Origin of the sequence: Mycolicibacterium baixiangningiae (assembly GCF_016313185.1) — a bacterium.
Lineage (GTDB): Bacteria > Actinomycetota > Actinomycetes > Mycobacteriales > Mycobacteriaceae > Mycobacterium > Mycobacterium baixiangningiae.
Genome location: NZ_CP066218.1, coordinates 3,820,598 through 3,838,982, shown reverse-complemented (window position 1 = coordinate 3,838,982; position 18,385 = coordinate 3,820,598). Strand labels below are relative to the sequence as shown.

Below are 18,385 nucleotides of genomic sequence, written 5' to 3'. Positions count from 1 at the left end.
CCCGGTGGCCAGCACGAAACGTGAAGCCGTCGACGAACACTTCACGACGACGATCTCGGCCCTGTCACGCACCGCCCCGTCGCGGCGCGGCGAGATTCCCGCGCCGCGCCGCGGCGACGACGATCCCGTGCGCGACGGATCCACGGTGACGGTCCGCGAGGCGCTTGCGGTGTTCGGCGCCGCGCTCGGCAGCCGCCACCTCGACCTGGCCGCCCGGTGGCTGCGGTCCCGCGGCCGCGGTTACTACACGATCGGGTCCTCAGGGCATGAGAGCAATGCCGCGGTGGCGGCGGCGCTGCGACCGACCGACCCGGCGCTGCTGCATTACCGGTCCGGCGGGTTCTTCCTCGCCCGCGCCCAGCAGGTCGACGACGGACTGTCCGCGGGGCTGCGCGACGTGCTCCTCGGCCTCGTCGCGGCCACCGAGGAACCGATCTCCGGTGGCAGGCACAAGGTGTTCGGCCGGGCGGACCTCAACATCATCCCGCAGACCAGCACCATCGCCTCGCATCTGCCGCGCGCGGTCGGGGTGGCCTTCTCGACGGGCCGCGCCCGTAAACTCGACGTGCCCTGCCTATGGCCCGACGACGCGGTCACGGTGTGCAGTTTCGGCGACGCCTCGGCCAACCACTCCACCGCGGTCGGAGCGCTCAACACCGCGATGCACACCGCCTACCAGGGCATGCCGATGCCGCTGCTGTTCGTCTGCGAGGACAACGGCATCGGCATCTCCACCAGGACCCCGCGCGGCTGGATCGCCCGCACCTACGGCCACCGGGAAGGCCTCGAGTACTTCGCCGCCGACGGGTCGGACCTGGTCGCCCCCCTGGAGACGGCCCGCGCGGCGGCGGCCTGGGTGCGTACGCAACGCCGTCCCGCCTTCCTGCACCTGTCCACGGTGCGGCTGATGGGCCACGCCGGCTCCGACTACGAACCGGCCTACCGCCGCCCCGACGAGATCCTCGCCGACTTCGAGCGCGACCCGGTGCTGAACACCGCGAAAATACTTGTGGCCGAAGGAATCCTGTCCGCCGAGGAGGTGCTGGAGCGCTACGAGTCCAGCCGCCGCGAGGTGCTCGACATGGCCCGCGACGTCGCCGACCTGCCCCAGCTCGACAGCCCCGACGCGGTGCTGCGCCCGCTGCGGGACAGCCTCGACGAGGCGGTGGCCGCCTCGGCCGCACCGTATCCCGCGACGGACGGCGCACCGATGACGGTGGCCCAAGCGATCAACCGCGCCCTCGCCGACGCGCTGGCCCGCCACCCCGAGACGCTGATCTTCGGTGAGGACGTGGCCCGCAAAGGCGGCGTGTACGGCGTCACCCGCGGTCTGCAGCAGAAGGCCGGCCAGGCACGGGTGTTCGACACGCTGCTCGACGAGCAGGCCATCCTCGGCCTCGCCCTCGGCGCGGGAGTGTCGGGCCTACTGCCGATCCCGGAGATCCAGTACCTGGCGTACTTCCACAACGCCGCCGACCAGATCCGCGGTGAGGCCGCCACCCTGCAGTTCTTCGCCGACCGGCAGTACCGCAACCCGATGGTGGTGCGCGTCGCCGGCTACGGATACCAGAAGGGCTTCGGCGGGCATTTCCACAACGACAACTCGATCGCGGCGATGCGCGACATCCCCGGTGTCGTGATCGCCTCCCCGGCGCGCCCGGACGACGCCGCGGCGATGATGCAGGCGTGCGTGGCCGCCGCGAAGACGGCCGGCGCGGTGTGCCTTTTCCTGGAGCCGATCGCGCTGTACCACACCAAAGATCTGCACACCGACGGCGACGAGCAGTGGCTGGCGCCGCTGTCCGGCGCGACCGCCCCGATCGGCCGCGCGCGCACCTACGGCGACGGCGCCGACCTGACGATCCTCACGTTCGGCAACGGGCTGTGGATGAGCCTCCGGACAGCCGACCGGCTCGCAGGCATGCACATCGCCACCCGCGTCGTCGACCTGCGCTGGCTGGCACCGCTGCCGGTCGAGGACATGCTGCGCGAGGCGCGGGCCACCGGCCGGGTGCTCATCGTCGACGAGACCCGCGAGACCGGCGGCGTGGGCGAAGGCGTGCTCGCCGCGCTGCTCGCCCACGGCTACACCGGCCGGGTCGACCGCGTCGCCGGCCGCGACAGCTTCATCCCGCTCGGTGACGCCGCGCTGCAGGTCCTGCTGAGCGAGGACACCATCGAGGCGGCCGCCATCAAGCTGGCCCGCACGGCGAGCGCCTGACCGCTTGCTAACTTGAGCGGATGCCTCCAACGGATCGGGTCCCGCCGCTCGCCGGGGTGCGCATCGTCGAGATCTCCAGCTTCGTCGCGGTACCGCTGGCGGGGATGACGTTGACGCAACTGGGTGCCGAGGTCATCCGCGTCGACCCGGTCGGCGGGGCCGCGGACTATCGGCGATGGCCGGTCACCGACGCCGGGGACAGCATCTACTGGGCCGGGCTGAACAAGGGCAAGCGTTCGGTCGCGGTGGACATGCGGACTGCCGAAGGTCAGGAGCTGGTGGCGCGCCTGATCGCCGACGCCGGTGTGCTGATCACGAATGTGGCGGGGCGACAATGGCATTCGTACAACGTACTGGTCGAGCGCCGGCCGGATCTGATCCACGTCGAGGTGTCGGGCCGCGCCGACGGCGGCACCGCGGTCGACTACACCGTCAACGCCGCAACGGGTTTCCCGTTGGTGACGGGCCCGCCGGATCTGGCGACACCGGTCAACCACGTGCTTCCGGCGTGGGATGTGTCCTGCGGGCTGTACGTCGCGCTGGCGGTCACCGCCGCCCTGCGGCACCGGGACGCCACCGGCGCCGGCGCCCGGATCAGCATTCCCCTGGAGAACGTGGCTTTGGCCACCGCGGGCAACCTCGCGCTGCTCACCGAGGCGATGGTGACCGGCGAAACCCGTCCTCGCGTGGGCAATTCGCTGTACGGCACCTACGGCCAGAACTTCGTCAGCAGCGACGGCGCGGCGTTCATGGTGGTCGCGCTGACCAACCGGCACTTCCGCGACCTCACCGAACTCACCGGAACGACCAATGCCGTTGCCGCGCTGGGCGATGCACTGGGCGCCGACCTCACCGACGAGGGGGAACGCTACCGGCACCGCGACGCGCTGACCGGGTTGTTCACCGTCTGGTTCAGCGGGCACACCGCCGACGAGGTCACAATGGCCCTGTCCGGCACCTCGGTGCTGTGGGAGCGCTACCGCAGCTTCGCGGAGGTCGCCGCCAGTGACCGGGTCACCGCCAACCCCCTGTTCACCGAACTCGACCAGCCGCGGGTCGGCCGCCATCTGGCCCCCGGGTTGCCCATCGCGTTCGACGGCACCTACCCGCCTGCCGTCGCGGCCCCAGCGCTCGGCGACGACACCGCTTCGGTGCTCTCCGAGTGGCTCGGCCTGTCGGATGACGAGATCGGCCGGCTGACCGGATCCGGTTGCGTCGCAACGGGATCGCGCGACTCGTGAGCCGACTGCTCGAGCTCGTCGGCGTGGCGGCAGGGCAAAGTGCGGACACGTGGATCGGGCGCCCTAGTGGCCCTGCGGGCAAACGGGCGTACGGCGGTCAGTTCGCCGCGCAGAGCCTGGCCGCGGCCGCGCACACCGTCGGCGCCGACCGGCTCCCGACCCATATGCATCTGCAGTTCCTGCGGGGCGGCGAGGCGGGGGACCCCGTCGACTACGACGTCACCGCGGTGTCCGACGGCCGCACCACGGCCGCGCGCCGGGTGGATTCCCGCCAGGACGGGCGGTTGCTGACCACCGCGACGGTGTCGTTCGCGGCGCCGATGGCGGGTCCCGAACACGGCCGGCACCGGCTGCCGGCGACGGGCCCGGACGCCCTCGACCGGACCGGCCCACCGGGGCCCGCGCCGTCGGTGCCGCTCGACGAACTCGACATCCGCGTCACCGACGACCGCTCCGACGGACATTTCGTCCGCCGGCTGTGGTGGCGTGCCACGGTGGCGTTGCCCGAGGATCCCCTGGTGCACACCCTGGTCGCGGTGTACGTCACCGACCTCTACATGATCGACCCCGCGCTGCAGGTGCACGAACACTCGATGAGAGCGCGGACCCATCGCAGCGGCACCACCGATTCGGCGGTGTGGTTTCACCAGCCGGTGCGTGCCGACGAATGGAACCTGCTGGAGTCCACCTCGCCCGCCGCCGCGCGCGGCCGCGGGGTGATCACCGCGAGCCTCGTGCGCGCGGACGGCGTGATCGCGGCGACCCTGGTGCAGGAGGGGCTCATCGCCGAGCGGGAACCGCGGGAGCGCTGAGGGTCGGCCGGCGCTCGCGCATCCGCCGGCGCACCAGCGTGACCGCCTGGGTGAGCAGCACGCCGACCACGATCGACCCGGCGGCGCCGAGCGCGGGGTGGCCCTCGAAGAGCGCATAGACCTGGAAGTGCGTGAGGTAGGTGTACAGCGACGCCTCGGCGACCACGCCGGCCGCCACCGTGAGACCGGCCGGACAGCGTATGGCGGGTAGCCAGATCAGCAGCACGAAGCCCGTCAACACCAGCAATTCGCGGTGGGTGTTGCCGAAGTAGCCGTAGAGGCCCACCACGAGCGCGACCGTGACCGCGACACGTTGCCACGCGGTGGTCGCCTTCGCCGCCGCCCAACCGGCCGCGAAGAACCAGAAGGCCAGCATCGTGAACCAGGCCTCCCGGCCGAGGTTCAGCCCGAGAACGTCGTAGCGCAGCGCCAAGCCGACCGCGAGGAACGTCGCGGCGAACGCGAACGGCCACCGCCGCTCGGCGCGATCCGCGGCGGGCAGCAGGCACAGGGCGGCCAGCGCCACCAGAATCCAGACCAGGACCTCGACAAACCACAACCGCCCGGCCGTCATACTGTCGTGCGGACCGAGAATCTTGTTCGCCAGCAACAGATTCGAGAGGTGGTAGTCGTCGGTCATCACCAGCGCGACCGCCACCCACACGATCGAGGGAATCGCGATCCAGGCGATCGTCGTGCGCAGGTGGCGTACCCGGTGCCCGCGGGGGGCGGGCGTCAGGCAGAACCGGCCGAAGTTGTAGCCGGCGATTCCCAGCAGCACGTGCGCACCGCCCCACATCTCGAACAGCGTGGCGTGCGAACCGACGATCAGCACGATCGCGATGGCGCGCAGCGCGACGCTGGTCTCCAGCGTGGCGGTCCAGCGCCGCCGGGGGACCGCTCGGCGCTGCAGCTCGCGCAGTGGAAGGCGCTGCCAGTCGGCGGGCAGCCGGCCCAGGGCGCGCTCGAGGCGGACCGACATCGCCACATACGTCAGCGAGTTGCCGCCCAGGTCGATGAAGCTGGCGTCCGGATCGACCTGATTCCTGTCGATGTGCAGGACGTCGGCGACCACCGTCGCGAGGTCCGAGGCCTGCGGCGCGGTGTCGTCGAGCGCGGTGTCGTCGAGTGCATCGACCAAGGCACGCACCGCGGGGTAGTCCGGTTTGCCCGTCGGCAGCACCGGCAGCTCGGACACCACCACGGCGTGTACGGCAGTCGACGGGATACCCGCGGTGTCGGCGGCCAGGCGCGCCACCTCGTCGCGGTCGCGAGGCGCGGTCGCTGCGACGACCAGACGCTCGTCGAGGTCTGTGCACAACGCGGTCACCCCACGATCGCGCAGCGCCGTCTCGACGCGTTGCAGATCGATGCGCAGGCCGTACATCTTGACGAACCGGCTGCTGCGGCCGATCACCTCGTAGAGCCCGTCCGGCCGGCGCCGCGCGATGTCACCGGTGTGCAACGCATCGACCTCGTCACCACGGGCGAGGTCGGCGGATCCGTGCGCGTATCCCATCATCACGTTGGGGCCGCGGTAGACGAGTTCGCCCGCGGTATCGTCGGCCGGCCAGCCGTCGAGCGGTTCGATCGTGAACGACCCACCCGGGATGGGCCGCCCGATGCAGCCCGGATGCTCGGCGGCGAGTTCGGGTGGCAGGTAGGCCATGCGGGCGGTGGCCTCGGTGGCGCCGTACATCACGAACAGCTGCCAGCCGCGCGCCGCGCCCAGTTCGGCGTAGCGCCGCACCCGCTCGGGTGCCAGCCGGCCGCCGGCCTGGGTGAGGTAGCGCAGGTCCGGCAGATCCATGGTGTCGAAGCCGACGCGGTCGAGGAGGTCGAACGTGTAGGGCACACCGGCGAAGGTGGTGCCGCCGTGGTGGCGGAACAGCGTCCAGAATTCGTCGTCGACCACGGAGTCCTCGCTGAGGATCAGCGCCGCACCGCGAAGCAGATGGCTGTGGATGACCGAGAGCCCGTAGCAGTAGGACATCGGCAGAGTAGTTGCGGCGCGGTCGTTTTCGCGGATGTCGAGATAGTCGGCGATCGCGGTGGCGTTGCTGAGCAGGTTCCGCCGCGACAGCCGGACCGACTTCGGTGAACCGGTGCTGCCGGATGTGGAGAGCAACAGCGTCAGGTTCTCGTGCAGGGTGTGGGCGCTGCCGGGACGCCGGTGACACATCCCGGCGGCGTCGATCACGACATCGGGGTCGTAAGTGGCCAGCAACTCGCTGTGGTCACGTCCGGCCGGGACCGGCAGCACCACGTGACCGCTGGCGAGCGCGGCCAGATAGTGCACCAGAGTGGGGATGTCGTTGCGGGTTTCGAGCATCACCAGGCGACGGGTGTCCCCGAGCCGGTCGGCGGCCTCCGACACCCGGTCGGCGAGGCCGCCGTAGGACATCTGCTGCGTGTCGGTCAGCACCGCGACCCGGTCGCCGTGCCCGCGAAGATGTTCAAGCAGATCCCTCATGGCAGAACCACTCCGCTACCGACCACCTGGATGCGCACCTTGGCGTCGACCGGCGGTGGGTCGAGGCTGTGCTGCCGCACGATGATCGGATCGGAACCGGCGGCGGGCTCGATCGTCAAAAGCACGTCGTGGCCGAGGAATTCGGTGGCGACGACGGTCCCGACGCCGTCGAGTTGCTCGCTGTCGGAGACGACGGTCGCCACGAGCTGTTCCGGCCGGAGCAGGAGTGTGGCGGGACCGTCTGCGGCTGCCGCGACCCGGATGCGCCCCAGAGCGGTGTCCGCGACGCCGGCCGTCACGGTGCACGGCAGGGCGATGCAGTCGCCGAGGAATTCCGCGGTGAACCGGTCCGCCGGCCGCCGGTACACCTGCTCGGGCGTGCCCACCTGGGTGAAGCGGCCGTCGCGCATGACCGCCACCTGATCGGCGATCGACAGCGCCTCCTCCTGGTCGTGGGTCACCAGCAGCGTGGTCACACCGGCTTGGGCGAGAAGCCCGGCGACGGCCTTTCGCGTGGCAGCCCGCAGCCCGGTGTCCAGCGCGCTGAACGGTTCGTCGAGCAGCATGAGGTCGGGTTCTCGGGCCAACGCGCGGGCCAGCGCGACACGCTGTTGCTGCCCACCCGAGAGCTGGTGCGGGCGGCGAGACGCGTAATCGCCGTCCAGCGCGACGGTTTCGAGGAGTTCGGACACCCGGGCACGCACCGCGGCGCTGCGGGCCGCGCCGGGCAGGCCGTAGGCGATGTTCTGCCCGACGGTCAGATGGGGGAACAGTGCACCGTCCTGCGCGACGTAGCCGACGCTGCGACGGTGGGGCGGCACCGCGGCGGACGCGCTCGCCACCTCACGCCCGGCGATGGCGATCGTTCCCGCGTCAGGGTTTTCGAAGCCGGCGATGAGCCGCAGCAGGGTGGTCTTACCGCACCCGGAGGATCCGACGATCGCGGTGAGGGTGCCCGGCGCCAGGTCGAGGTCGATGTGGTCGAGCACTGTGGCGCCATGGAACGACTTTGCGAGCCCGCGGGTTTCGAGAATCACCGGGCGGCCACCTTCGTCGACTGTTTGAGCAGGACCAGGGTCACCGGGAAGGCGAGTAGAACCAGCATCAGGGCGTACGGTGCGGCGGCCGCGTAGTCGAGTTCGCCGGCGTAGGACCAGAACAGCATCGACAGCGTCCGGGTGCCGGTGGGGGCGAGCAGCAGCGTCGCGGTCAGTTCGGTGGCCACGGCGACGAACACCATCGATGCGCCGGCCGCGGCCGCGGGTGCGGTCAGGCGCAGTGTGACGCGCAGGAACGTCGCGGTCGGCGAGCGGCCAAGGGACCGGGACGCCTCCTCGAGGCTGGGTGGGACCTGGGCGAGCCCGGCGCGCACGTTCACCAGGGCGCGCGGCATGAACAGCAACACGTAGGCGAAGACGATCAGCGCCACGCTCTGATAGAGGGGACGGGCGAGGTGGATGGTCACGGTGACCAGCGCGAGCGCGGTGACGATCCCGGGCAGCGAACTGGTGATGTAATTGGCGCCTTCCACCGCGCGGGCCAGGAATCCGCTGGAGCGCACCGCAACCCAGGCAACGGGGAAGGCGAGCACTGTCGTGAGTGCGGCTGCCGTCGCGGCCAGCGCGACGGTCTGGCCGAGTGCCGCGCCGATATCGGCGAGATTCCACACCTGCGCGCCACCGATCCACAACCAGCGCAGGATCGTCCACACCGGCACGCCGAGAGCGAGCACCGCCAGACCGGCGAGCGCGGCCTGCGCGGGTACAGCGTTGTGGCCCAGATGTATCGGAGTGGAGGCGCGTGGTGCACCGGAGCCGATCCGGGCGTATCGCACATGGCCGCGCGCCCCGGCCTCGGCGACGAGCAGCATCAAGCACAGCAGCACCAGGACGCCGGCGAGCATACTGCCCGCCGCCCCGTCGAACGTGACCTGGAACTGCTGGAAGATCGCGACGGTGAAGGTGTCGAACCGCACCATCGCGAACGCACCGAACTCCGCGAGCAGATGCACCGCGATGAGCAGTCCACCGCCGAGGATCGCCAACCGCAGCTGCGGCAGTACCACCCGGAAGAACACGCCGATGGAATCGGATCCCAGTGCGCGCGCCGACTCCTCGACAGCGGGGTCGAGGCGGCGCAGCGTTGCGGCGGCGGGCAGGTACACGAACGGGAAGTAGGACAGCGTGGTGACCAGCACCCCCGCCCACAACCCGTGCAGCGACGGGATGATCCCGACCCAGGCGTAGCTGTTGACGAAGGCAGGGACCGCAAGCGGTGCGACGAACACCGGACGCCAGAACGCCCGGCCGGGCAGATCGGTGCGTTCGACCAGCCACGCCACACCGACCCCGAGCACCACGCACAACGGGACGGTGACCGCGACCAGGGCCACGGTGTTGATCAGCAGTTCACCGACGCGCGGCCGCACCACCAGCTCGTACGCCCGGTGCCCGCCGATCGAGATCGCGCCCCAGGCCACATATCCCAGCGGGATCAGCGTTGCGGCGACGAGGATCATCACCGTCGCCGCGACCAGCGGCCCGGGCCGCGCTGTCGGCTCCGACCGGCTGGTCGGCGCGACGGGCGCAGTGACGGGGGGAGCGGTCGCGACCACCTACAACAAGCCAGCCTTCGTCATCAGGTCGGTCACCTTCTGGGCGTCCAGGGTCGAGGGGTCGACTGCCGGCGCCTGCAGCGAATCCAATGGGGGCAGAGCCGGATTCGCCGGCACGCCGCTGGCCACCGGGTACTCGAACGACGTGCCCTTCTCGAGCACCTCCTGACCGGCCTTGCCGGTGATGAACGCGATGAACTGCTGCGCCTGGTCCTTCTTGTCGGCGGACTCGAGCACGCCGCCGCCGGAGAGGCTGACGAACGCGCCGGGGTCTTGGTTCTTGAAGTAGTGAAGGGCCGTGTTGCCGCTGATCTCCTTGGTCTTCGACTGATCGCGGAACCAGTAGTAGTGGTAGATCACGCCGCCGTCGACCTCTCCGGCGTTGACGGCCTTGAGGGTTGCGATGTTGTCGTTGTAGATGACCGCGTTGGCCTTCATCCCGGCCAGCCACTCCGCCGTCGCGGGCTCGCCATTCAGCTGCAGCAGCGCCGCGACGATCGCCTGGAAGTCCGCCTTCGCCGGCGGTGCGCCCCAGCGTCCCTTCCATTCCGGCCGCTGCAGGTCCACCAGAGACGTGGGCAGCTGGTCGGGCTGCAGGCGAGCCCTGTTGTACACGAACACCGTTGAGCGTGCGGCGACGCCGGTCCACTTGCCGGTGGCCGGACGGTACTGCGCCGGAACCTGTTGGATCGTGTCCGGGGCGAGATCGGCGAACAGCCCGGCGCGCTCGACGGCGGCCATGGCGGGGGAGTTCTCGGTGAGGAAGACGTCGGCGGGAGAGGCGTCACCCTCGGCGACCAGCTGGTTGCCCAGTTCGGTGTCGCCGCCTTGGCGGTAGGAGACCTTGATGCCGGTCTCCTTGGTGAAGGCGTCGATCCATTCCTTGGTGAGCGACTCGTGCTGTGCGTTGTAGATCAGCAGCTCGTCGGAGTCGCCGGAACTCGAGCAGGCGGTCAGGCCGACCGCCACCGCGACGACTGATATGGCTCCAGCGATCCGGCTCCAGCGAGGTCGCATCCGGGACGTCCTTTCCGCCACCGGCGCCATCACCTGAGGCTGACCTAAGTGAAGATACCCTTCGCTCGCCCGCGGCCGACCGTGCTTGGCGCAGTCTGATGCCGTGGGTTCCCCGGAGCGGAAATCGGCGCTTGGTAGCTGTCACAGTGCGGTCACAACTTCTTGAGAGGGCCTTCTCGGTTCTTAACCGCAGCGGCTCACCCTTAACGAAGGCTCAGGAAATCGGCGCGGATTGAGGCCGACGTCACGCCGCGATCTGTAACGCTTTTCGCAATCTGACCAGGGCGTTTTTCGCCCCGGATCGACGTCGGTTTCGGCGGGTACGTTGGCTCGTGGTCGCCGTGGAACGCGACCGTTCCCTAATACAGACGAGGAAGACGAGACATGACCATGTCCTCACAGACTGCGCGCCGCGGCATCGCCGGCGCATTTGCCGCCTGCGCTCTCGGCGGTGTCGCTGCCGCCGCCATCGCGTTGCCGACGGCGGCCGCCCAGCCGGCGGCGTGCAATGCCAGCGGCTTCGCCACGACGGCGGGCGGCGTGCTCAGCGCCGCTGGCGGTTACCTCAGCACCCATCCGGGCGCCAACGACGCCCTGACCCGGGCGGCATCGCAGCCGGCCGGTGACGGGGAGGCCACGGTTCGGGCGTACTTCACCGCGAACCCGAACGAGTTCCTCGACCTGCGCAACATCGCACGGCCGCTGATCGATCAGCGCAACCAGTGCGGGGTCACCGTGCAGCCCGGCCAGTTGGCGATGCTGTTCGACGCGCTCGCCGAATAAGTCCTGACGCGATACCGCCGCCGCAGCGACGCTGCGGCGGCGGTCTCGTCTCCAGGGTGGCTACATGCGGCCGTAGCGGCTGCGCACGAAGCTGTACGCACCGAAGGCGGCGATGCCGATCGCGGCGACAATCAGGAGGAACTTCCCGAACGGAGCCTGACCCAGGGTCTTGACCGCGGCGTCGAGACCGGAAGCCTTGGCCGGATCGGCCTGCAGGGTTGCGACGATGACCAGGATGCCTGCGCCGGCGAGGACGAGGCCCTTCGCGACGTAGCCGGCGACGCCGACCGCGGTGATCCCCGTTCCGCTCGACACCCGCAGATCCTTGAAGAACTTCTTCGTGGCCCCCTTGTACACGTGGTAGCCGCCGACGCCGATGACGCCGAGGCCGATCAGTATCAAGAGCAGCTTCCCCCAGCCTGACTGCATGAGCTGGGCCGAGATGCCGGAGTTCTGCTGGCCGCTGGACTGTCCGCCGCCGGTGGCGAACTGCATCGCCGAGAACGCGATGGCGAAGTTGGCGATCGCGAGGCCCACCGATTTGGCGCGCTTCCAGGCGGGGTTGTCCTCCCCGCTGGAGCGCTCACCGGGCTTGGAACCGACGAACGCCTCCGCGAGCCGCCAGAGCCCCAGCGCGAAGAGGCCGATGGTGGCGACCCACAGCACGATCTTGCCGCCGGTCTGGCCCGCCAGCGCCGCCAGCGCCCCCGACTGATCGGCGTTACCGCCGCTGCCCAGGGCGATCCGCAGGATGATGTAGCCGACCAGCAGGTGAAGGACACCGCTTGCGGCGAACCCGGCGCGCGCCGCGTACTCGAAGGCGTTGTTGTCGGTGGCTTTGTTGACGGCGCCGTGCACGTTGCCGTAGCCGGGTCTGGCGCTCATGTGTGAAAAACCTCCTGCGTCGGTGCAGCCCAGAATGGAACGGCTACGAGTCCCCCTTTTCGACGAGCGTGAAACTCCGACGTCGGGCCGTGCGGATCATGGGTCGATGTGCAGCAGCCGCTCGGCGTTGCCGTGGCTGATCCTGGCCCGGTCGTCGTCGCTGATCGCGGCACCGGCCAGAAACGCGGTCGCCGTGGTGATGTCCTCGTACGGATAGTCGGTGGCGAAGAGCACGTGCTCGGAGCCCAGGGCGGCCAGCGCGCACAACAGCGGCGGATCGTCGCACACCCCGCTGGTGGTCACGTAGACATTGCGCCGCAGGTACTCCGAGGGGTGGTCGAGTTGGAGTTCGATGCCGTGGTGGCGGTGCCAGTCCCAGCGGGAATCCAGGCGCCACAGTGAGTACGGCAGGCTCTCGCCCATGTGGCCGAGCAGTAGTTTGGCGCCGGGGAAGTCGTCGAACACCCCTGCGAAGATCAGCCGCAGCGCATGCGTGGCGGTGTCGGTGCCCCAACTCCACATCGGGCCGATCAGCTCGGGGTGCCCGGTGATGACGTGCGGGGTGTCGAACCCGTTGGCCGGGTGCAGGTACAGCGGGACGTCGAGGCTTTCGGCGCGCTCCCACACCGCCCGCAGCGGTGGCGCATCGAGATACACCCCCTGGGTGTGCGCGTTGACCAGGGCGCCGCACATTCCGAGTTGCTCGACTGAGCGCTGCAGTTCTCTGGCCGCGGCGTCGCCGTTCTGCAGGGGTAACGCGGCGAACCCCCGGTACCGGGTGGGGTTCGCGGCGATCAGACCGGCCAGGAAGTCGTTGGCCTCGGCGGCCCGCGCTACTGCGAGCTGCGGATCGGGCTCTGCCTGGATGCCCGGCGCGGTCAGCGAAAGGACCGCGACATCGACCCCGGCGGCGTCCATATCGGCCAGCCGCTGTTCGGCCAGGTCGGTGAGGCGTCTGCTGGCTTCCTGCCACACCTGCGGCTGGGCCAGCGAACGGGTGGCGTCGCTGTAATGCGCGAGATCACCGGTGATGAAGTGCTCTTCCAAAGCGATGGTGCGCATCCTCGCCCCGCCTCCGCCGAAACCATGCCCTGGTGCCGAAGCTACCCGCATCGGAGGGACGGCCTCATGGATTCGGGCGATAGGCAAGTGCCGGAACGCAATTGGCGGTGTCGCCGCGGCGGGTTCGGGCTGGTCGTAACCTACGAGGACAGGTGGCGGACAGATCGCATCGGTGGGTGAGGGGCAGGCGTGAGGACACGGAGGAGAGTGACGGCGTTCGGAGTCGTGGCGGTGCTGGCACTGGTGCCGGGCTGCGGTTCCGGCAGCCAGCAGGACAATGCGCAGACGAGTGGCCAAACGAGTGCGGAATCACCCACACCGAATCCACAGACCGCCGGCTCGCCCCAGGTGGCCGGGTTCGCCGACGTGGTGGAGCGGGTCAGCCCGAGCGTGGTGACCGTGCGCATCGACAACGGTGTGGGCAGCGGAGTGGTGCTGCGACCCGATGTGATCGTCACCAACGCCCACGTGGTCGGGACTGCGCGGGACGTCGCGCTCGAATTCGCCGACGGCGAGCAGGCCAACGGTGTCGTGCTCGCCACCGATACGGTCACCGATCTGGCGGTGGTTCGCAGCTCGAGAACCGGCCTGCCGGTGCCGGAGTACCGCGTCGAGCTGCCGCGGCCCGGCGACTGGGCGGTGGCGATCGGCAGTCCGCTGGGCTTTCAGAACTCGGTGACGGCCGGCGTGATCTCCGGGCTGCACCGCGACATCCCCGGTTCGGCGGCGCAGAGTCAGTCACTTGTCGATCTCATCCAGACCGACGCGCCGATATCGCCGGGCAATTCCGGGGGAGCGCTGCTGGACGCCGAGGGCCGGGTGGTCGGAATCAACGAGGCCTACATCCCACCGGCGGCCGGCGCGGTGTCGCTCGGTTTTGCCATTCCGTCCGCCACCGCGATCGACGTGTCCGACCAGTTGCTCGAGAGCGGGCGCGCGGCGCACCCGTATCTGGGGGTGTCGATCACGCAGTTGACGCCGGCTGTCCGGCGCGGTCTGGGTGTGTCCGTCGAAGATGGAGCGCTCGTCACGGGGGTGGACCGCGGATCGCCCGCGGCGACGGCCGGGGTGCAATCCGGCGACGTGATCACCGAGCTGGACGGTAACGCGGTCCGCGGTGTGGAGGATCTGTTGAGTGCGCTGCGCCGCACGCGACCCGGTGCCCAGGTGCCAATATCCGTTCATCGCGGAAGTGCCCAGCAGCAGATGACCGTCACCATCGGGGAACGAGCCGGCTGACACTGCCGCGACGCCCGGGCTGTGGATGAATCGGCGCCTGGGGATAACTCGGTCTCGCGGTGCCCTCGGTGTCGGTGTCGCTGCGCAATCTCGTGGCATGACTTCGTGGACACGCGCGGCGATCGGCGCGCTGGGGGAAGACTTGGCCGTCGAGCACTTGCGCGATCTCGGTATGCAAGTGCTGGAACGCAATTGGCGGTGCCGCTACGGCGAACTCGACGTCATCGTCACTGATCCCGCGGCGCGGGCGGTGGTGTTCGTCGAAGTCAAGACCCGCACGGGTGACGGTTTCGGCGGGGTGGCCCAAGCGGTCACCCCGCAGAAGGTGCGGCGGCTGCGCCGGCTGGCCGGGTTGTGGCTGGCCGGTCAGGACGAGCACTGGGCGGTGGTGCGCATCGACGTCATCGGCGTGCGGATCGGGCGGCAAGCCACCCCGGAGATCACCCATCTGACGGGGGTGGCGTGATGGCGCTGGGACGTGCGTTCTCGGTCGCGGTGCTCGGCCTGGACGGAGTCATCGTCGAGATCGAGGCCGACATCTCCAACGGGCTGCCTGGGGTGCATCTGGTCGGGTTGCCCGATGCGGCGCTGCAGGAGTCGCGTGACCGGGTGCGTGCGGCGATCACCAACTGTGGCGCCGAATGGCCCATGTCCCGGCTGACGCTGGCGCTCTCGCCCGCCACTCTGCCGAAGATGGGGTCGGTGTACGACCTGGCGTTGGCTGCCGCGGTGATGTCTGCGCACGGCAAGAAGGAGTGGGGCCGGCTGGACAAGACCGTTCTACTCGGCGAATTGGCGCTCGACGGCCGCGTCCGTGCCGTCAAAGGGGTACTGCCGGCGGTACTGGCCGCCAAGCGCGAAGGGTGGCCGGCCGTGGTCGTGCCACGCGACAACCTCGCCGAGGCGAGCCTCGTCGACGGCGTCGAGGTGTGGGGTGTGCGGACACTCGGACAGTTCCACGGGTGGCTGGCTGGCAAAGCCGACCTGGAAGCCCGCATCGCCGCACCGCCGGTCGAGGCCGACGAGACCGCCGACCTCGCCGACGTCGTCGGCCAGGCACACGCCCGCTTCGCCGTCGAGGTGGCCGCCGCCGGCGCACACCACCTGATGCTGACCGGTCCGCCGGGGGTGGGCAAAACGATGCTGGCGCAACGGCTTCCGGGTTTGTTACCGCCGCTGTCGGAAGGGGAGTCCCTCGAGGTGACGGCGATCCATTCGGTGGCGGGTCTACTGACCGGTGCCACGCCGTTGATCACCCGTCCGCCCTTCGTCGCCCCGCATCACACGTCGAGCGTCGCAGCACTGGTCGGTGGCGGGTCCGGACTCGCGCGGCCCGGTGCCGTCAGCCGCGCCCACCGCGGCGTACTCTTCCTCGACGAATGCGCCGAGCTCCGGGTCAGCGCGTTGGAGGCACTGCGAACCCCGTTGGAAGACGGCGAGATCCGGCTCGCCCGCCGAGACGGTGTCGCCCATTACCCCGCGCGCTTCCAACTGGTGCTGGCCGCCAATCCGTGCCCCTGCGCACCGCCCAATCCCAGGGACTGCATCTGCCCGGGTGGCGTCAAGCGTCGCTACCTCGGCAAGCTGTCGGGCCCACTGCTCGACCGTGTCGACCTCCGGGTGGAGCTGCACCCGGTGCGGGCCGGTGCGTTCACCCCGGAAACGGGCGAGCCCACATCCGTGGTGCGTGAACGGGTCGCAGCAGCCCGCGCGGCGGCCGCGCAACGGTGGCGGCCGTACGGCATCCGCACCAACGCCGAAGTCAGCGGACCTCTGCTGCGCAGGAAGTTCCGCCTGTCCACCGACGCGATGGAGCCGCTGCAGACCGCGTTGGACCGCGGCGTGCTGAGCATCCGGGGAGTGGACAGGTCGATGCGCGTCGCGTGGACTCTGGCCGACCTCGCCGGGCGGTCGTCCCCGACCAAGGACGACGTCGGGATAGCGCTGAGCTTCCGTCAGGTGGAGGGCGGGCGATGAGCACCGAGGTGGAACGCGCCTGGGCGTACCTGTCTCGGGTCGCCGAACCGCCGTGTCCGGAACTCGCCACGTTGGTGGCGCGCGACGGGCCGGTGGTGGCGGCCGAGAAGATCCGACGTGGTGACCTGAAGGACGAGGCGCTCAAGCGGAAGACCGAAGCACGTCGCGAACAAGACTGTGCACAAGGGGATCTCGATGTGCTGGCCCGCATGGGTGGGCGGCTGGTCACCGCCTTCGACGACGAGTGGCCGCTGGTGAACTTCCTGAAGTTCACCAACGCTGAGGTCAGCCAGCGGCCGCAGGGCCATCCACCGTTGGTGCTGTGGGCGGTCGGTCCGGCGCGTATGGGCGAGGTGGCCTCTCGCGCCGCGGCGATCGTCGGGACTCGTGCCGCCACCGCATACGGCGAGCACGTGGCGGCGGATCTGGCCGCCGGTCTGGCGATGCGTGATGTCGCCGTGGTGTCGGGCGGCGCGTTCGGCATCGACGGCGCCGCGCATCGGGCGGCACTCGCCGGTGAGGGGGTGACCGTCGCGGTGGTCGCAGGGGGCATCGACGTGCCCTACCCGGCGGGCCACGCCGGGCTGCTGCGCAGGATCGCCGACGACGGTCTGGTGCTCAGTGAGTATCCGCCGGGCTCCCGCCCGACCCGGACCCGCTTTCTGACCCGCAACCGGCTCGTTGCGGCGTTGTCGGGCGCCACGGTGGTGGTCGAGGCCGGCGCCCGCAGTGGTGCGGCCAACACCGCGGGGTGGGCCGGCGCTCTCGGCACCAACGTGTGCGCAGTGCCCGGGCCGGTCACCTCCGCGGCGTCGGTGGGGTGTCACCGGCTGTTGCGCGACGGCGCCCTGGTCGTCACCCGGGCCGAGGAGGTCGTCGAGCTGGTCGGTCGGATGGGGGAACTGGCGCCGGCCGACGAACGGCCCGCCTCACCGCTCGACGCGCTCACCGACACCGAGCGGCGGGTGTACGACGCCCTGCCGAAGCGGGGGGCGCGCAGCGCGGACGAGGTGGCCGTCGCCGCGGGCATCCCGGCCTACCAGGTCCTGGGACCGCTCGCGATGCTGGAGATGGCAGGGTTGGTGGGGCATGACGGTGGCCGCTGGAGACTGGCCAGGAAGCGGTAGCCGACCGTGCGGCCCGCCCCGCTCGTATCGTCGAAGAAGATCAGCACAGACATTGGGAGGCATTCGTGGCTGGACGACCGGTCCACACGTTCGAAGTGGTGCGCACCGAGCAGTTGGCACCCCATATGGTCCGCGTGGTGCTCGGCGGCAACGGATCGGGGCCCGGTTTCGACACCTTCACCCCCAGCGACTTCGCCGATGCCTACGTGAAACTCGTCATCGTCCAGAACGGGATCGACGTGTCGGCCCTCGAGCGGCCGCTGACCCTCGACAGCTTCACAGTGCTCCCGCCCGAGAAGCGGCCGGTGGTGCGGACCTACACCGTGCGCAAGGTCGACCCAGACCGCGGGGAGGTCACCATCGACTTCGTCGTCCACGGCGAGCACGGTGTGGCCGGCCCGTGGGCCGCCTCGGCGCAGCCGGGCCAACCCGCCTACCTCATGGGGCCCTCGGGGGCCTACAGCCCCGACCCGGCGGCCGACTGGCATCTGCTCGCCGGGGACGAGGCGGCCTTGCCCGCCATCAGCGCGGTGCTCGAGGCGCTGCCGGCCGACGCCGTCGGCAAGGTGTTCATCGAGGTCGCCGGTCCCGACGACGTGCTTCCTCTGTCCGCGCCGGAGGGTGTGTCGGTCAGCTGGATCTACCGCGGCGGACGCGCCGACCTGGTTCCCGAGGAAGCTGCCGGTGACCACGCCCCGCTGGTCGCGGCGGTCAAGGAGGCGTTGTGGCTGCCCGGGCAGGTGCAGGTCTTCATCCACGGCGAGGCTCAGGCCGTCATGCACAACCTGCGGTCCTACATCCGCAAGGAACGCGGCGTCGAGGCCAAGTGGGCGTCGTCGATCTCGGGCTACTGGCGGCGGGGCCGCACCGAGGAGACGTTCCGGCAGTGGAAGGCGGAGCTGGCGAAAGCCGAAGCCGCGGGCTGAGACACGCG

The 18,385-nt window shown here is 70.1% G+C and carries 15 protein-coding genes; 9 read left to right on the top strand and 6 right to left on the bottom strand.

Translation table 11 applies throughout. The annotated features are described in order from the left end of the window. The first annotated feature begins 4 nt into the window (after positions 1 to 4). The 3 genes from I7X18_RS18100 to I7X18_RS18090 are packed head-to-tail and all read left to right on the top strand — an operon-like array spanning position 5 to position 4,274. Positions 5 to 2,221 carry a thiamine pyrophosphate-dependent enzyme gene (locus I7X18_RS18100; protein WP_193043428.1) on the top strand — a complete coding sequence of 739 codons (2,217 nt, stop codon included), beginning with the start codon at positions 5 to 7 and terminating at the stop codon, positions 2,219 to 2,221. A gap of 20 nt (positions 2,222 to 2,241) precedes the next feature. Beyond that, entirely contained in the window at positions 2,242 to 3,462 is a 1,221-nt protein-coding gene (locus I7X18_RS18095) for a CoA transferase (protein ID WP_193043427.1), read from the top strand. Next, positions 3,459 to 4,274, top strand: a complete 816-nt coding sequence (locus I7X18_RS18090) for an acyl-CoA thioesterase (RefSeq protein ID WP_193043426.1) — start codon at positions 3,459 to 3,461, stop codon at positions 4,272 to 4,274. The genes I7X18_RS18095 and I7X18_RS18090 overlap by 4 nt, the downstream gene beginning before the upstream one ends. Here I7X18_RS18090 and I7X18_RS18085 read toward each other — a convergent pair. Genes I7X18_RS18085 through I7X18_RS18070 form a run of 4 tightly spaced genes read right to left on the bottom strand, consistent with a single transcriptional unit; the run spans position 4,243 to position 10,378 of the window. After that, positions 4,243 to 6,747, bottom strand: a complete 2,505-nt coding sequence (locus tag I7X18_RS18085; RefSeq protein WP_193043425.1) for an AMP-binding protein — start codon at positions 6,745 to 6,747, stop codon at positions 4,243 to 4,245. The two genes, I7X18_RS18090 and I7X18_RS18085, sit on opposite strands and share 32 nt — an antisense overlap. Beyond that, positions 6,744 to 7,784, bottom strand: coding sequence for an ABC transporter ATP-binding protein (locus I7X18_RS18080; protein WP_193043424.1), 1,041 nt, complete (start codon positions 7,782 to 7,784; stop codon positions 6,744 to 6,746). Before I7X18_RS18080 ends, I7X18_RS18085 begins: the two co-directional genes overlap by 4 nt. Continuing rightward, positions 7,781 to 9,361, bottom strand: a complete 1,581-nt coding sequence (locus I7X18_RS18075; protein ID WP_193043423.1) for an ABC transporter permease — start codon at positions 9,359 to 9,361, stop codon at positions 7,781 to 7,783. The genes I7X18_RS18080 and I7X18_RS18075 overlap by 4 nt, the downstream gene beginning before the upstream one ends. Next, positions 9,362 to 10,378, bottom strand: a complete 1,017-nt coding sequence (locus I7X18_RS18070) for an iron ABC transporter substrate-binding protein (protein ID WP_193043422.1) — start codon at positions 10,376 to 10,378, stop codon at positions 9,362 to 9,364. A gap of 390 nt (positions 10,379 to 10,768) precedes the next feature. Between I7X18_RS18070 and I7X18_RS18065 the strand changes: the two genes are divergently transcribed. After that, positions 10,769 to 11,161: a hemophore-related protein gene (locus I7X18_RS18065; protein WP_319017954.1), complete on the top strand. Its 393-nt coding sequence runs from the start codon at positions 10,769 to 10,771 to the stop codon at positions 11,159 to 11,161. Positions 11,162 to 11,221: 60 nt separating this feature from the next. On the opposite strand, the gene I7X18_RS18060 is transcribed toward I7X18_RS18065, so the two are convergent. Further along, positions 11,222 to 12,046, bottom strand: a complete 825-nt coding sequence (locus I7X18_RS18060) for a DUF1206 domain-containing protein (RefSeq protein ID WP_193043420.1) — start codon at positions 12,044 to 12,046, stop codon at positions 11,222 to 11,224. A gap of 96 nt (positions 12,047 to 12,142) precedes the next feature. Next, positions 12,143 to 13,108 carry an amidohydrolase family protein gene (locus I7X18_RS18055; RefSeq protein ID WP_193043419.1) on the bottom strand — a complete coding sequence of 322 codons (966 nt, stop codon included), beginning with the start codon at positions 13,106 to 13,108 and terminating at the stop codon, positions 12,143 to 12,145. 207 nt (positions 13,109 to 13,315) lie between these two features. Here I7X18_RS18055 and I7X18_RS18050 point away from each other — a divergent pair, with 207 nt between their 5' ends. The 5 genes from I7X18_RS18050 (at position 13,316) to I7X18_RS18030 (ending at position 18,377) form a co-directional block, all read left to right on the top strand. Further along, positions 13,316 to 14,347: a S1C family serine protease gene (locus I7X18_RS18050; protein WP_232375267.1), complete on the top strand. Its 1,032-nt coding sequence runs from the start codon at positions 13,316 to 13,318 to the stop codon at positions 14,345 to 14,347. 97 nt (positions 14,348 to 14,444) lie between these two features. After that, positions 14,445 to 14,813 carry a YraN family protein gene (locus I7X18_RS18045; protein ID WP_193043418.1) on the top strand — a complete coding sequence of 123 codons (369 nt, stop codon included), beginning with the start codon at positions 14,445 to 14,447 and terminating at the stop codon, positions 14,811 to 14,813. Continuing rightward, the gene (locus I7X18_RS18040) at positions 14,813 to 16,324 is read left to right on the top strand and encodes a YifB family Mg chelatase-like AAA ATPase (protein WP_193043417.1); all 1,512 of its coding nucleotides are present in this window, start codon (positions 14,813 to 14,815) and stop codon (positions 16,322 to 16,324) included. Before I7X18_RS18045 ends, I7X18_RS18040 begins: the two co-directional genes overlap by 1 nt. Continuing rightward, on the top strand, positions 16,321 to 17,451 hold the full coding sequence (dprA, locus tag I7X18_RS18035) for a DNA-processing protein DprA (protein WP_193043416.1): 1,131 nt from the start codon (positions 16,321 to 16,323) through the stop codon (positions 17,449 to 17,451). Before I7X18_RS18040 ends, dprA begins: the two co-directional genes overlap by 4 nt. Positions 17,452 to 17,516: 65 nt before the next feature. Continuing rightward, the gene (locus I7X18_RS18030) at positions 17,517 to 18,377 is read left to right on the top strand and encodes a siderophore-interacting protein (RefSeq protein WP_193043415.1); all 861 of its coding nucleotides are present in this window, start codon (positions 17,517 to 17,519) and stop codon (positions 18,375 to 18,377) included. Positions 18,378 to 18,385: the final 8 nt, after the last annotated feature.

Excerpts from the sequence above, each read along its gene's own strand:
- I7X18_RS18095 (WP_193043427.1), top strand. The coding sequence starts at position 2,242 with ATGCCTCCAACGGATCGGGTCCCGCCGCTCGCCGGGGTGCGCATCGTC.
- I7X18_RS18085 (WP_193043425.1), bottom strand. The coding sequence starts at position 6,747 with ATGAGGGATCTGCTTGAACATCTTCGCGGGCACGGCGACCGGGTCGCG.
- I7X18_RS18070 (WP_193043422.1), bottom strand. The coding sequence starts at position 10,378 with ATGCGACCTCGCTGGAGCCGGATCGCTGGAGCCATATCAGTCGTCGCG.
- I7X18_RS18065 (WP_319017954.1), top strand. The coding sequence starts at position 10,769 with ATGTCCTCACAGACTGCGCGCCGCGGCATCGCCGGCGCATTTGCCGCC.
- I7X18_RS18060 (WP_193043420.1), bottom strand. The coding sequence starts at position 12,046 with ATGAGCGCCAGACCCGGCTACGGCAACGTGCACGGCGCCGTCAACAAA.
- I7X18_RS18055 (WP_193043419.1), bottom strand. The coding sequence starts at position 13,108 with ATGCGCACCATCGCTTTGGAAGAGCACTTCATCACCGGTGATCTCGCG.
- I7X18_RS18045 (WP_193043418.1), top strand. The coding sequence starts at position 14,445 with ATGACTTCGTGGACACGCGCGGCGATCGGCGCGCTGGGGGAAGACTTG.
- I7X18_RS18040 (WP_193043417.1), top strand. The coding sequence starts at position 14,813 with ATGGCGCTGGGACGTGCGTTCTCGGTCGCGGTGCTCGGCCTGGACGGA.
- dprA (WP_193043416.1), top strand. The coding sequence starts at position 16,321 with ATGAGCACCGAGGTGGAACGCGCCTGGGCGTACCTGTCTCGGGTCGCC.